At 78.2% G+C, this 14,559-nt stretch carries 5 protein-coding genes; 2 read left to right on the plus strand and 3 right to left on the minus strand.

The genetic code is table 11. The features are described from left to right. Nucleotides 1-320: 320 nt before the first annotated feature. Together ftsY and P2H44_RS22875 are read left to right on the plus strand one after the other, a co-directional pair. On the plus strand, nucleotides 321-1,799 hold the full coding sequence (gene ftsY / locus P2H44_RS22870; protein WP_275767388.1) for a signal recognition particle-docking protein FtsY: 1,479 nt from the start codon (nucleotides 321-323) through the stop codon (nucleotides 1,797-1,799). Nucleotides 1,800-2,247: 448 nt separating this feature from the next. After that, on the plus strand, nucleotides 2,248-3,156 hold the full coding sequence (locus P2H44_RS22875) for a DMT family transporter (protein ID WP_275767389.1): 909 nt from the start codon (nucleotides 2,248-2,250) through the stop codon (nucleotides 3,154-3,156). A gap of 138 nt (nucleotides 3,157-3,294) precedes the next feature. On the opposite strand, the gene P2H44_RS22880 is transcribed toward P2H44_RS22875, so the two are convergent. The 3 genes from P2H44_RS22880 to P2H44_RS22890 all read right to left on the minus strand — a co-directional run bounded on the left by P2H44_RS22880 (nucleotide 3,295) and on the right by P2H44_RS22890 (nucleotide 14,542). After that, nucleotides 3,295-3,873: a fasciclin domain-containing protein gene (locus P2H44_RS22880; protein WP_275767391.1), complete on the minus strand. Its 579-nt coding sequence runs from the start codon at nucleotides 3,871-3,873 to the stop codon at nucleotides 3,295-3,297. Between the two features lie 113 nt (nucleotides 3,874-3,986). After that, entirely contained in the window at nucleotides 3,987-12,590 is an 8,604-nt protein-coding gene (locus P2H44_RS22885; RefSeq protein ID WP_275767392.1) for a hypothetical protein, read from the minus strand. Continuing rightward, a complete protein-coding gene (locus P2H44_RS22890) occupies nucleotides 12,587-14,542 on the minus strand; it encodes an ATP-binding protein (protein ID WP_275767394.1) in 1,956 nt (651 codons plus the stop codon). The genes P2H44_RS22885 and P2H44_RS22890 overlap by 4 nt, the downstream gene beginning before the upstream one ends. Nucleotides 14,543-14,559 lie beyond the last annotated feature (17 nt).

Raw genomic sequence — 14,559 nt, forward strand, 5'->3', positions numbered from 1 at the left:
GGGACGCGGGACGGGCGCGAGGCGCGGGACGCCACGTCATGCTAGCGCCTCCGGCGGGCCGCGTCGCCGGTTCCCTGCGCCCCGCAGCCCCGCCCCCTTGCCCCGCCCGGCCCGCGTCGGGCGCCGCGTGCGGAGCCACAGACGCCCGCCCCGGGCGCGACGCCTCGCCCGCCGCCGCGGGCGCGCGGGCGGCCCCGGGCGGGCGCGTCGCGCGGCGGCTCCGGCGGCTCGCCCCGACGCCGGGCCTTTTCTCGCCTGCCCCTACGCGCTATGCCGACCGGGTTCGGACCTCCGCCGCGCGGCAGCTCATCGGATCTTCCATGTCGTTCTTCAACAAGCTCAAGTCCCGCCTCTTCAAGTCCTCGGACCGGATCGGGCAGGGCCTCGACGAGCTGATGGCCGAGGGCGAGCCCGAGGAGATCCCCGCGCCCCCGGCCGAGACGCCGGCGCCGCGCCCCTCCGAGCGCCCCGCGCCGCCGCCGCCCGAGGCGCCCGCCCCTGCGCCCGAGACCCCCGCCGCGCCCCCGCCCGAGGCGCCGACCCGGCCCGCGCCCGAGACCCCGACCAGGACCCCCCCGCCCGCGCCGGAGGTCCCCGAGCCCCCGCGCGAGGTTCCCACCCCCGCCCCCGAGGCGCCCCCGGCCCCGCCGCGCGAGACCCCCGCGCCGCCCCCGGCCGAGATGCCGCCCGCGCCCCGCCCCGAAGCGCCCGCCGAGACCCCGCGCGAGGCCGCCCGCCCCGACGCGCCCCGGACCCCGGCGCCGCAGTCGCCTGCGCCCCACTCTCCCGCACCGCAGTCTCCCGCAGCGCAGTCGCCGGCGCCCCAAGCGCCCGCCGCCGAGCCCCGCCGCGGCTTCTTCGCCCGCCTGCGCGGCGGCGGCGAGGCGCCTGCGCCCGCCGCCCCCGCCGCGGCGCCGGCCGTGGCTCCCGCCCCCGCCGCCTCCCCCGCGCCGCTGATCGAGAAGCGCCGCGTGCTCGACGACGCGCTGCTGGAGAACCTCGAGGAGCTGCTGATCGCGGCCGACCTGGGCGTCGACGCCTCGCTGCGCATCTCCGCCAACCTCGCCGAGGGACGCTACGGCCGGAAGGTCGGCGCCTCCGAGATCAAGCGCCTGCTCGCGGCCGAGGTCGCGCGGGTGCTCGACCCCGTCGCGCGGCCCCTGCCCCTGACCGGGCAGAAGCCGCAGGTGGTGCTGGTGGTGGGCGTAAACGGCTCGGGCAAGACCACGACCATCGGCAAGCTCGCCTCCCAGCTCCGCGCCGCGGGCAAGAAGGTGGTGATCGCCGCCGGCGACACCTTCCGCGCCGCCGCGGTCGAGCAGCTCCAGGTCTGGGGCGAGCGCGCGGGGGTGCCGGTGCTGACCGCCCCCCAGGGCTCGGACCCCGCCAGCCTCGCCTTCGACGCGATGACCAAGGCCCAGGCCGAGGGCGCGGACCTGCTGATGATCGACACCGCGGGCCGCTTGCAGAACCGCGCCGACCTGATGGCCGAGCTCGAGAAGATCGTGCGCGTGATCCGCAAGAAGGACCCGACCGCCCCCCACAACACCCTGCTGGTGCTGGACGCGACGGTCGGCCAGAACGCGCTGAGCCAGGTGGAGCTGTTCCAGAAGGCCGCCGACGTCTCGGGCCTGGTGATGACCAAGCTCGACGGCACCGCCAAGGGCGGCGTGCTGGTGGCGCTGGCCGACCGCTTCGGCCTGCCGATCCACGCGATCGGCGTGGGCGAGAGCATCGAGGACCTCGCCCCCTTCGACCCCGACGAGTTCGCCCGCGCCCTCACCGGAGCCGACGCGTGAGCCAAGCCGCAGGCGCGGGCGCGCACTGGGGAAGGAACCGGGAAGCGGCGCACGCCGCGCCTCCGGGATCCCTCCCCGCGCCCGCCCTGCCCGCGCCCTGCCTGCCCGCCGCCTCCCCGGCGCCGGCCTCTAATTCTCAGGCCCGGATCGCGCCGACCTTCGGGCCGGGCGCCGCCCGCCCCAGGCGCCACGCCGGTCCGCCGCCGCGGGCGGAGGGCCTGCCGGAGGCGCGCGCGTCGCGCGGCGGCCTCCGCCCTCGGCGCGACGCGCGGAGGGGGGAGATCCTGGACCCCTCCGCCCTGCGCCCTCGCGAGGGAGCCGCCGCGCGCCGCGCGTGCATGGGGCTGGCCTCCCGCCCGCGGCGGCGCACCGGCGTCGCGCTCGGGGTCCCCGGGGCCGGCGTCGCGCACCGCGCGGGCCGCGCGCGTTTCGCGGGCGGGGCCTCCGGATGACCGAATGGATCCTCTCCGTCGAGGGCACGCCCTGGGCCGGGGACGTGGCGCTGGGGCTCGCGCTGCTCTCGGCCGTCGCCCACGCCTGCTTCGGGGCCCTGCAGAAATCCCGCTACGGCCCGTGGGAGAGCCGGGGCGCCATCGACCTCTTCGTCTTCATCCTCGCGCTCTTCGCCGCGCTCTTCGTCCTGCCCTGGCCGGAGCCCGAGATCTGGCCGATCCTGCTGGGCGTCTGGGTGATCCACACCGTCTACAAGTGCGTGCAGGCCATGGCCTACCAGCGCGGCGCCTACACGGTGGTCTACCCCGTCGCCCGCGGCACAGCGCCGATCTGCACCGTCATCTTCGCCTCGCTGGCGCTGGGGGAGCATTTCGAGCCCGGCCAGTGGGCCGGCGTCGCCCTCCTCTCCGGGGGGATCATGGCGCTGTCGGGCCTGAACCTGCGCGGCCGCTCCCTGCAGTCCGAGACGATGCTGGCGGCCATCGGCCTCGCCCTCGTCACCGGGGTGCTGATCGCGCTCTACACCACCTACGACGCCTGGGGCATCCGGCAGTCGGCGGACCCGCTGACCTTCCTCGCCTGGTTCTTCGTGGCCGACGGCTGGACCTTCCCGATCCTCGCCGCCCGCCGCCGCGCGCGCATGGCGCCCGAGGCGCGCCTGCCCCTGCCGCCGCTGCTCGTGCGCGGCTTCATCGGGGCGCTTATCGCCTTCGTCTCCTTCGGCGCGGTGATGCTCGCCACCCGGCTCGACAAGGTCGGCGAGGCGGTGGCGATGCGCGAGACCTCGGTGATCTTCGCCGCCCTCATCGGCTGGGCGGTGCTGCGCGAGCCGGTGGGCCCCGCCCGCGCCGGCCTGATGGCGCTGATCGCCGCCGGCGCCGCCCTCGTGCAGATCGCCGCCTGAGCCCACGCCGGCCGGCCGCCCCCGAACGGCATGCGGCCGGCGCCTGGGGCGCCGGCCGCATCCCCGCGCTCCGTCCGGTGGGATGGGTGCGAGCGAGAAACCGGACGGACGGACCGCGGGGGTCCGTGCGCGCGGCGATCAGCCCCTGGGCAGCATCACCGCGTCGATCACGTGGATCACGCCGTTCGACTGCTCGACGTCGGCGATGGTGACCGAGGCGACGTCGCCCCGCTCGTCCTCCAGCATGATCTTGCCGTCGTTGTTCCAGGCCTTCAGCGTGCAGCCGCCCACGGTGGGCACCGGGTGCACGCCGCCGTCGTCCGCGATCATCCCCTTGATCGCCGTCGACATCGCCTTGGCCGAGACCACGTGGCAGGCCAGAACCTTCTGCAGCGTCGCCTTGTTGGCGGGCTTCAGCAGCGTCTCGACCGTGCCCGCGGGCAGCGCCGCGAAGGCCGCGTCGGTGGGCGCGAAGACGGTGAACGGCCCCTCGCCCGAGAGCGTGTCGACCAGCCCCGCGGCCTTCACCGCGGCGACCAGCGTCTCATGGTCCTTCGAGTTGACGGCGTTCTCGACGATGGTCTTGGAGGCGTACATCGGCGCCCCCCCGACCATCGGGTTGTCCCCCGCCATGTCCGAGGCGGCGATCGCGGCCGCCCCCATCGAGGCGGCGGCGGCGAAGACGGCGAGGGCGGCGGCGCGGCGAATGTCGGTCATGGGAACCTCTCCTGCTGCGGGCCCCTGTTCCCGGGCCCGGTCATGGAGAGCTACGCGGCGGGACCGCGAAGGTTTCCCGCTCACGCACGCGTGATCCCCCCCTCACCCCCGCCTCAGGGCTGGACCGAGCCGGTCAGGAACTCCACCCCCGCCTTCTTGAGCTTGTCGGTCACGTCCTCGCGCCGGCGCCCGCCGGGGCGGGCGTTGGTGACGGCGAGGCGGATGTCGAAATGCGCCATCAGCCGCGCCAGCCGCGGCCCGTGACGCTCGAGGTCGAAGGTCTCGGGCGAGAACTGGTCGCGCACCGCCGCCGCCGCCTCCCGCAGGCGGCGGGGCACGTCGGCGATCACCGGGTCGACCTCGACCCCCGCCTCGGCCATCGCGCGCAGCTGCAGGTCGAGCGCGGCGGCGTCGTCCTCCATGTTGCCCGCCAGGTTGCGGGTCAGGGCGCCGACCGCGTCGATCTCGTCGCGCCCGTCGCTGCGCACCTGCCAGGCCTTGTCGTCGACGTAGAGGATCTGCCCCGTCTCCCGGTTCACCCCCAGCAGATCCGAGCCGGGGGCGTTGGGCTCGTTGCGCGTCGCGTGGGGGCCGCGGTCGGGGTCGGGCTCCTGCGCCCATTTCAGCACCGCGAACTCGGCGTCGACGGGATGGGTGGGGCCCGAGATCTCGACGCCGAAGGTCTGGAAGGCGCTCTCCACCTCCGACACGCGCGGAAGCTGCGTGCGCCGCTGGTGGCCGCGGACATAGGCCATGAACCCCTCGGCGGTGACCGCGCGGGGCGCGGCGCCGGCCTCGAGCCCGCGGTTGTGGGCGCCGACCATGTCCCGGTAGGCGCCCCATTGCGCCAGCAGGTCCCACTCCCCGCCCCCGTCGCGCGGCAGGGTGGCGTAGGCGAAGCGGCGCAGCTGCTCGGCGTCTGGGTGGTCGAGGGCGCGCAACAGCTCCGCCTTGCCCTCCACCTCCAGCGCCGGATCCGCCACCCGGTCCCGCGCCGTCGCCAGCACCGGCGCCTCGGCCGCCGCCATCTCGTCGCGCCGATGCCGGCCGTAGCCGTAGCGCCGGGTCGCCCCGTCGAGCTGCGCGGCGGGGTTGTCGTAGAGCCGCGCGTCGGCGGCGAGCATCGCCGCCGCCTCGTCCGCGCCCATCCCGTGCTCGGCCCAGCGGGCCAGCCGCTCCTCCGCCTCGCGGCGGATCTCGGCGTCGGGGGCCTCGGGGGCGTCGTCGCGCCCGCGGTCGACCAGCACCTCGCGCAGCGCGTCCATCTCGTCCTGCGAGAGGCGCGCGCCCAGCGGCTCGGCCAGCGCCTGCGCCAGCCGCCCGCGCGCCAGCAGGCGGCCGTCGAGCGTCTCGGCCAGCAGCATCCGGCGCATGTGCGGGCCGCCGACCAGCAGCAGCTCGTCCAGGCGCCGCGCGGCGGGGGCGCCCATGCGCGTCTCGATCATCTCGCGCACCCGGGCGACGGCGGCGTCGCCCGCCGCGCGCGTCTCGGGCCCCTGCCGGGCGGCCTCCGGCGGCGGAGGCCCCGCGGGCCTGTCATCGCTTGACCAATCGATGTCCGCCAGCGCCCGGTCGACGGGGGAGAGGGCGGCGCGCTCCGCCTCCCGCGCGGCGGTGTCGGCCAGCGCCTGCTCGATCAGCGGCGGCAGCGCCTCCTCGGCCGCGGCGGCGGCGCGGCGGGCGGCGGCGGCCTGCTGCGCCTCGGTCTCCGCCAGCGCGGCGCGGATGCCGGGGGGCAGCGCCTCGGTCTCGGCCAGCGCCTCGCGGATCGCGGGGGGGAGGTCGGCGTCCGCCGCGCCGGGAGGCCGCCCGCCGCCGCCCTGGCCCTCGGGCGTGCGGGGCGCGTCGGGATGCAGGGGCGCGTCGCGCACGTCCGCGTGGACGCCCACGCCCATCGCCCGCTCCATCCGCCGGGCCGCGCGGGGGCTGCGGATCATCACCTGCTCGCCGGTCCCGGTGCCCGCGGTGCCCAGCCCGCCGAGGTCCCCCACCACCACGTCGGGGTCCAGCCCATGGTGGCGCAGGAACGCCTCGAAGGCCGAGGCGCGGTCCCCCTTGGTGGTCAGGTGCACGTAATGCGAGGGATAGCCCCCCGGATCGGCGATCACCGCATCGACCTGCGCGCGCGTCATCGCCGCCCCGCGCGGCAGCAGCGGCTGGCCGAGGAACTCCACCCACAGCTCCCGGTGGGCGCCGCCCGGGCGCACGTCGACGACCGAGCCCAGCTCCGACAGCGGCAGGGTCCCGCGCATCACCTCGCCCTCGACGGAATGCAGGGGGTCGGCGGCGTCGCGCCCCTCCGCCGCCGCCCGCGCCCGCCCGTTGGCCGAGGTGCGATCCGCGTAGGCCTGCCCGTCCGCCTCGGTGCGCGCCATGTAGAAGCCGGCGCCGAAGTCCTGCTCCCGCGCGCCGCCGGCCTGCAGGTCGATCCCCTCCCGCCGGATGGTCTCTCCGTGGCCCGTGTGGGTGCCGTGCAGCAGGGTCTGCGCGGGGCCCTCGTCGAAGGCGGTGGGCATGGCCTGCCCGGTCTCGGCCATGAACCAGCGGGCGTAGGCGTCGAGGCTGTCGAAGTCCTGCGAGCGCGAGGCGCCGGTGCGGGGATCGTGGAACTCCACCCGGAAGCGGGCCTCGGCGGCGTCGGGGTCGTAGGAGAAGCGGGTCGAAGGCTCCATCTCCCCGCCCACGTGGATCTCCGAGACGCGCCGGCCGCCCCCCGCCGCCCGGCTCTCCCCCATCAGGACCGAGAAGTCGCCCCCCGCGCCCGAGGGCAGGCGGTGCGCGCCCAGCCGCCCGTCCGTGGGATCCACGCCGGGCTGGTGGTGCGCCTCCAGCTCCCAGCGCCCGGCGTCGGAGTCGAGCAGCTCCTTCCAGCGCTGCGAATGCCCCTCGGCCGCGGGGCCGGCGAGCCCTTCGCCTTGCGTGCCGACCGAGACGACCCGCTCCTCCCCCTGAACGACGATGTATTCGCCCGTCTCGGCGTTGCGGTAGATCGCGGCCTCCCGCGCGGGGTCGTCGCCGATGGAGTTGCGGTACATCAGCATGTGGTCGTCGCGGCTGGTCGGGTCCGAGGACTGCATGACCGTCGCCTCGGGCATCGGGTCGACGTCCGGCAGGGGCCGCGGCGGGCCGCCCATCGCCTCGGGCAGCGGCGGGGGCGTGGCGCGGCCCCGCGCGGGCCCCTCGCCGCCCGGCAGGCGCGGGGCGGCCGGCGCCTCGGTCTCCGGGCCCGGGCGCGGGACGGGGGCCTCGGCCTGCGGGCGGGGCGGCGCGGCGGCGTCGGGGTCCGGGCCGGGTATGCGGGTGGGGGCGACCTGCTCGGGCGTCAGGCCCAGCTCGAGGCCGACGCTGACCGCGTCCAGCGTCTCGGCGAGGTCCCTTGCCTCCGACGCGTTGGGCGCGCGCGCCGCCTCCGCCGGGGGCCGGTCGGCCGCCTCGGGCGCGCCGGGCGCGGGGCGCCGGGCGGGCGCCTCCTGCGGTCCCTCGGCGGGACGCGGCGCGGGGCCCGCGGCCTCCTCCGGCGGCCGGGCGCGGGCGCCCTCGGGGCCCGAGGGCGAAGGCACGCGGCGGGGGACGATCCGCCGGCCCTGCATCGAACGCGAAAGGCCGCTCGCATCCCCGAAGGCCTCGCCGTGCGCCTCCCCCCAGCTTTGCACCGCGTTCTGCGCGCCGGCCCGGATCACCGAGGTCACCGCGTCGTGGAACGAGCCGACGTCGCGCCCCCGCGAATGGTCGTAGGCCATGTCGAAGGCCGCCGAGCCGGAGCCCGAGACGCCCGAGCCCAGCCCCTTGATCATCGCCTGCGCGCCCAGCCCGAAGCGCTCGGGCCCCGCGCCCGGCCCGCCGGTCCCCGACAGCCGCGACCCCGCCGCCCGGCTGAACGGGCGCATCGCCCCCGCCGCCAGCCCGCCCGACAGGAAGCCGCGCAGCATCGAGTGGCCGAACTCCTCGCCCCAGCGCCCCTCCTCCCAGGCGCGGTCGTCGAGGAGCGCGTTCCCCCCCGAGCCCATCGCGCCCGATATCCCGCCGATCAGCATCTCGTCCGCCAGCCCCAGCGAGCCTGCGAAGCGCCCGCCCTGGGAGGTGACGAAGCGCTCCAGCGCCTTCTCGCCCACCGACAGGCGGCCCGACAGCGCCTTCACCGCCGTGCCGCCCCCGCGCATCCCCGCGCCCACCGCCGCGCCCACGCCCGCGGTCGCGGCCTGCACCACGGTCATCGCGAAGTCCTGGGCCATCTCCTCGTGCCCGTAGCGGTTGCCCTTGATCGCGGCGTTGACCCCCATCGCGGCCACGCCCGCGCCCATGGTCACCAGCACCGGCAGCCAGATCGAGGCCGCCGCCCCCCCGGTCAGCGCCGAGGTCACCACCGCCGCCGTCACCACGATCGCCGTCGAGATCACGTTGGCCACGCTGTCGACGGCCTGGTTGTAGCCCTCCGCCGCCCCCCGCGCCGCGATCATCTGCTGGGCGAGCGCGGTGGCGTCCGTCCCCGGCGGCGGCCGGAAGCCGCCCGTCTCGTCGAAATTGCCCAGCGTCAGCGTCTCGCCGTCCGGGCCGCGCACCCGCAGGCGGCCGTGGCTGTCGAAGTCCCCCTCCTCGACCCCCGCCGCATCCAGCAGGCCGGTGTAGGCCTCGCCCAGCCGTTCGTACTGCTCCCCCGCCACGCCCGGGCCGAAGAGCGAGCTGTCGGCGCTCTCCTGCTGCTGGCGGGCGGTCAGGGCCGCGACCTCCATGCGCTCCCGGTCGTTGCGGGGCACGCCGAGGGTCAGCACCTCCAGCTCGTTGGCGGCATCGCCCGAGGTCTCGGAGTCCCAGAAGTTCCCCTCGTCGAACAGCCCGATGCGCTCGTAGAGCGGCGGGCCCCCGGGGTGGGCGGCGTTGTAGGCTTCGGTCGCCGCGTCCACCTGCTCGCGCGACATCGAGCGGAACTGGGCCTTCAGCACCTCGTCCCGGGTGCCGGCGCCGTCCATGGCGTAGTTGAAGGCCGCGACCGCCACGGCGGGGTCGTGCAGCTCCCCCGTCGCCATGGCGCGCAGGTATTCGCCGCGGGCGGGGTCGTCGGTTCCGCGCGCGAGGCTCTCGCCCAGCTCGGCCCGGATCTCCTGCGGGTCGCGGTCCGGCGCGTCGGGGCCGTTCCGGTAGAGGTTCAGCAGCCGGAAGGTGTAGTCGCGCCGGGCGCGGGCCTCCTCGGCCTTGCGCCCGGCCGCGGCCACCGCCTCGGGGTCGAGCGGGTTGGCGAGGCCCGCGTTCAGCTCCGGATCGTCCAGCGCCTGGCGCACCCGCTCGTCCTTGGCGCCGCCGGCGCGGGTGTCCTCGACCAGCAGGGTCGCGGCGCGGACCTCCGGCGCGTCGGCGGGATATTCGGCGAGGTTGCGGATCAGCAGCCGCTGCTCGTCGCGCACCCGGTCCACGCGCCGCTCGTAATGGCCGCCGCCATGGGGGCCGCCGGTATCCTCGTAGTAGACGACGTCGCGCGTGGCGTAGGCGATCAGCGCCTCGCGCCCGGTCAGCGCATTGCCGTCGGCGTCGCGCTGGGTGGGGGCGGCGTTGCCGGCCGCGGTCAGGATCTCCTGCCAGGCGGCGTCGCGGCGGGCCTCGCGCTCCTGGGCCGTGTCGAACTCCCCCGCCCCTGCGAGCGCCGAGGCGCCGGCGCTCCCCTGCACCTGGCGCATCAGGTCGACCGCGGCATCCGCCCGCCGGTCGCCCCGTCGGCTCGACTGGTCGGCCATTCGGTCCTGCATCCGCAGCCCTTCGGCCGCGTTCACGTCGCCCTCGATCAGCAGATCGAAGACGGCGCGGTCCTCGTCGTTGAGATCCTCCGCCACCTCCGACAGCAGGCCCGAGGCCTCGGCGCTCTCGTTGAAGGCGGCCATCTGGGCGGGGGTGAGGGACTTCATCACCTCGTCCACCCGGTCGGAGTCGTTCCACAGCACCACCGCCGCATCCAGCTCGTGCCGCGCGGCGTCGAGCGGGCGGCCGTCGAGCCAGGCCATGGCGGCGCGGATGTTGGCGCGGATGGTGCGCCCGGTGTGCAGGCCGTTCCACATCTCCCGCCGGATGCGGGCGCGCAGGTCGCCGGAATACTGCTCCTCCACCGCCGCGCCGCGCCTGCGGGTCAGGCCCCGCAGCGGGCGCAGGATGGTCTCGCCGTCGGGGAACACCGGGGCGAAGGCGGTGCGCAGGTCGTTGTAGCGCTGGGCGACATTGGCGGCGACCGTGTCCCGGTCGCCGGAGATGCGCTCGCCCACCGGCGCGTCGCCGGTCTTGGCGTCCTCTCCCGTGGCGCAGGCGCGGTCGACGAAGACGGTGGGCGCCTCGACGGTGGCGGCGGGCTGGGCGGGGCCGGCGGGGCGGGTCTGCGCCCCTTCGCTCGCGCCGCCCTCGCCGCCGCCCGACTGCGAGGGTTCCTCGCTCCACGCCGCATGCAGCGTCAGCCATGCCGCGCGCATGTCGGCCTCGAGCGCGCGGAGCATCTCCTCGAAGACCCGCGAGGGCGTCTGCGGATAGTCGTCGAGCACCGCGGCCACCGGATCGGCCATGCGCCGCACCCCGGGGCGCGAGGCCTCGGCGGCCTCGTGCAGCCCGCTCGCCGTCTCCTGTCCCGTCGCGCGCATCGCGTCGGCCGCGCGCGAGGCGGCCTCGGCCAGCCCCGCCGCCGCCGCGGCCGTCTGCGCCCGCGCCCGGTCGAGCGCGCCGGTCGCCCCGCGGTCGAGCGCGCCGCGCTGTTCGTGCACCTTGCGCGCCGCGCCCTCGGCCGCCGCCTGGGCGCTGTCGCGCACGATGCGCGCGAAGACGTCCGGGGGCTGGCTGCGGTTGGCGAGGAAGCTCTCGCGCAGCATCCGCAGCGTGGCGGGCTGCGCCTCGGCCAGGCCCCGGCGCGATTCCAGCGCCGCCTGGCCAGAGGCCTGCAGCGCCTGCGCCTCGATCCGCGCCGCGGTCCGCGCGCTCTCCGCCAGCCCCTCGCGCTGGGCGGCATGCTGCTCGGCCAGCGCCGCGCGGGTCGCCGCGGCGGTCTCGCGCAGCGAGCGCTTCAGCCGGCGCTCGGCCTTGCCCAGCCCGTCGTAGGCCGCCGTCTCCTGCCGCTGCACGTCGGCGGGGCCGGTGACGCGGAAGCCGGTCAGCAGGTCGTCGAAGGGCTGCAGCGCGGCGATCACGTCCTGCTGGAGCTGCATCCCCGCGTTCATCAGCCGGGCCGCGTGGGCGTCGCGGTCGACGCCCATCTTCTCCGCCCGCTCGCTGGCCACCGGGGGCACGCGGGTCTGGAGGACCTCGTCCACCGCGCCGCGCATGGCCGCCCCGCGCAGGTTCCCCGGCCAGGGCGGCCCGGGCGCCCGGGCGAGGCCGCTCAGCGCGCCCTGCCCCGCGTCGCCCTCGGCCGAGATCTCGTCGCCGCGATCGGCGGCCCAGGTCTCCATCGCCGCGCCGTCGTCGCGCTGGTCGGCGGTGGCGCGGTCGACCTCCTCGGCGCGGTCCTTCAGCGTGTCGCGCACCGTCTGGGCGGCCCCGGCGATGCGCCTGCGTCCGTCGCGGGCGATGCGCGCGGCCAGCGCCAGCGCCGCCGCCTCCCCCGCCGCCACCTCCTGCAACGCGGCGTCGAGGCCGGCGTCGGTCTCCGCCAGCGCCCGGTCGAGCGCGGCCTGCCGCCGGTCGGCGAGCGTGGCGGCGAGCGCGCGGAACCGCGCCTGCTCGCTCGCCGCATCGGCGCGCAGCGCGGCGTGCAGCCGGGCGAGCTCCGCCGCCGCTTCCTCGTAGGCGCGCCGGTGGTCGTCGCCCGGCGGCTCGGTGCGCGCGCCTTCCTCCTCGGTCTCGTCCCTGGGCCGGGTCTTGGCCTCGACGTCCAGCCGCCGGGGCGCGTCGAAGCCGGGCACGTCGGCGTCGAGCTCCACCCGCGGCCGGGGCAGCGAGACGGCGTCGCGCCGGATCTCCACGCCCTGCTCGCCGCTCTCCTCCCCGCCCCCGCCGCGCCCTCGCCGCCCGCGCCGACGACCGCCGCGGGCCCGATCCTCCTGCGGCGCCTCCTCCTCCGGCGTCTCCTCCCCCGCGCCGACGACCTCTTCCCCGGCGGGGGCCTCCGCCTCGCCCTCCGGCTCCGTCTCTACGCCCGCGCCGCCCGGCGCGTCCTCGCGCGTCTCGTCCTCGCGAGCCCCCTCCTCCCCGGCGCCGGGCGCGTCCTCCGCCCGCCCCCTCATCGCCTCCGCCTGCGTGGGATCGGCGGGGGCGGCCTCGTCCCGCGCGCCGGCCGCGGCGTCACCCTCCCGCGGCGCCGGCACGGGGGGCGGGCGCGCCTCGGCCTCCCCGGGCCCTCCGCCCAGCCCCGCCGCCGCATCGGGGCGCGCGGCCTCTCCCCCCTCCCCCATCGCCGGCCCCCGCAGGATCCCGGCGGGGGGCGGCGGCGCGCGCTCCCGACCGCCGCGGTCGCGGGCGGAGCGGGCGAGCGCCTGGGGGGATTCGTCGCGCGGCGCGCCCGGGCCCTCGGGCTGGCGCAGGTAGGCCGGGCGCAGGAGGGGCGCGTCGAGCCCCGCCCGCGCCTCGCCCCCCAGCCGCGCGTCCAGCAGGCCCGCCAGCCGCGCCTCCGCCCCCGCCTCCAGCCGGCCCTCGAGCCGCCCCGGCAGGGCGCGCGCCTCCAGCCGCGCCTCCAGCGCCGCGCTCGCCTGCAGGCGGGGGGCGGCGCGGGGGCGGCCCTCCTCCCGCCCGCGGACCAGGAGGGGGGGGCGGCTCATCCCTCCCCCCGCGCCGGACGGGCGAGGCGGGGCGAGAGGCGCGCGGGCGCGGGCCGGCCCAGCTTGGCGTATTCCTCGGCGATCCCCGCCCACAGGTCCGCGGCCTCGATCCCCCGGCCCTGCGCCGCCGCGCGGGCGGCGGCGGCGAAGACGGCGTTGCGGATGTGCCCGCCTGCCAGGTCCGCCCCGATCGCCAGCGCGTCGATCTCGGCGGACGGAACCGCGCAGGCCTCGCCCAGGTGCGCCCGCCACAGGGCCGCGCGGGCCGGCGCCTCGGGCATCGGGAAATCCAGGATCGCGTCGAGGCGCCGGGTGAAGGCGGGATCGAAGCGCTCGCGGTTGTTGCTGGCCAGGATCGCCACGCCCTCGAAGCTCTCGATGCGTTGCAGCAGGTAGTTGGTCTGCGCGTTCGCATGGCGGTCATGGGCGTCGCCCACGTCGGTGCGCGCGGCGAAGAGCGCGTCGGCCTCGTCGAAGAACAGCACCGCGTCGGCCCGCGCCGCGGCCGAGAACAGCCCGTCGAGGTTCTTCTCCGTCTCCCCGATCCATTTCGAGGTCAGCGCCGCCAGATCCGCGCGGTAGAGCGGCAGCCCCAGCCGCGCCGCGAACCAACTCGCCGCCAGCGTCTTGCCCGTCCCGCTCTCGCCCGAGAACAGCGCCGCGAGCCCGGTGCGCGGGCGCGCCGCCGCCGCGGGGCCCAGCCCGAGGTGCAGCCGGTCGCGCACCCGCGCCCGGGCGACCAGCGCCGCCATCGCCTCGCGCAGCGCCGCGGGCAGCACCAGCGCCTCGTCCGCCGGCGCGCCGGGCACGAGGCGGGCGGCGGGGGCGAGCCCCTCTGCCCCGCGCGCGGCGGCCTGGCGCAGATCCTCCCAGCCGGGCGCCTCCGCCCCGCGAGCCAAGGCGCCCGCGCGGGCGAAGGCCGCGACCTCCGCGATCCGCGCCGGCCCCTGCCGGAAGCCCTGCGCCGCGCGCGCCGCGTCCTCGGGCGAGAGGCCGCCGGCCCGCCACAGCCGCGCCCGCGCCTCGGCGTCGGGGGCGGGCGGGGTCCAGTCGGCGGGGGCGGGCTCGGCCTCCACCAGCCCCTCGGCGCCCGCCAGCGCGAACCAGGGGCCGCGCCAGCCGGGGAGGTCGGGGGGCGACCAGCGATCCCCCGCCGCCAGCGCCGGCGCGAAGACCGGGGCGAGGCCCGAGGCCAGCAGCCAGGGGCCGAGGCCCGCAGGCGGCGCCCCCTCGGCCGGAACCTCCGCCAGCTCCAGCCCCGCGGCGGCGGCGGCGAGGGCGGCGAGGCGCAGCCCCTCGGCCCGCGCGCCGGCGCGGATCACCAGGCCGGGGCCGACCGCGTCGCCAGGCCCGGCGGGGGCCTCGGCCAGCGCCCGGCCGCGGGCCTGCGCGGCCTCCAGCACCGGGACGGGCATCGGCAGGGCCCCGGGACGCAGGCGGCGCACGCCCTCGGGCGCCAGCGCCCCGCCGCGCAGGGCCGAGACGACGGCGAGCGGGATCGCGAGGCTGCGCTCGGGCAGCGCCGCGGGCTCGGGGCCCGGCGTCAGCAGGCCGGCGGCGGCGGCGCGCCCGGCCGCCAGCCCATCCGGGCTCGCGCCCAGCGCGCGGAAACAGGCGGCGGCGAGGCCGATCAGCGGGCGCGAGCCGCCCAGCGGCGCCTGCGCCTCGGCCACCGCCCGGGCGGCCTCCGCGTCGGTCTCGGCGGCGAGGACGAGGGCCGCGGCCATCAGCTCGGCGTCCGTCAGCGCCAGCGCGTCGGCGAGGCGCACCAGCGCCCGGTCCCCCGGCTCGGGCTCCGCGCGCAGCGCCTCGACGGCCGACGGGAGCGCGAGGTCGGAGAAGGCCTGCGCCGGGCGATGCACCGCGGCGAGCGCGGCCAGCGCCAGCTCCGGCAGGGCGCCGCGCGGCAGGGCGCCGGCGCCGCCTGGGGGGAGGGAGGCCGCGACGTTCATCGGCAGCGCCCGCGGGG

It is taken from the genome of Albimonas marina, from assembly GCF_029223255.1.
In the GTDB taxonomy this organism is placed as follows: Bacteria; Pseudomonadota; Alphaproteobacteria; order Rhodobacterales; family Rhodobacteraceae; genus Albimonas.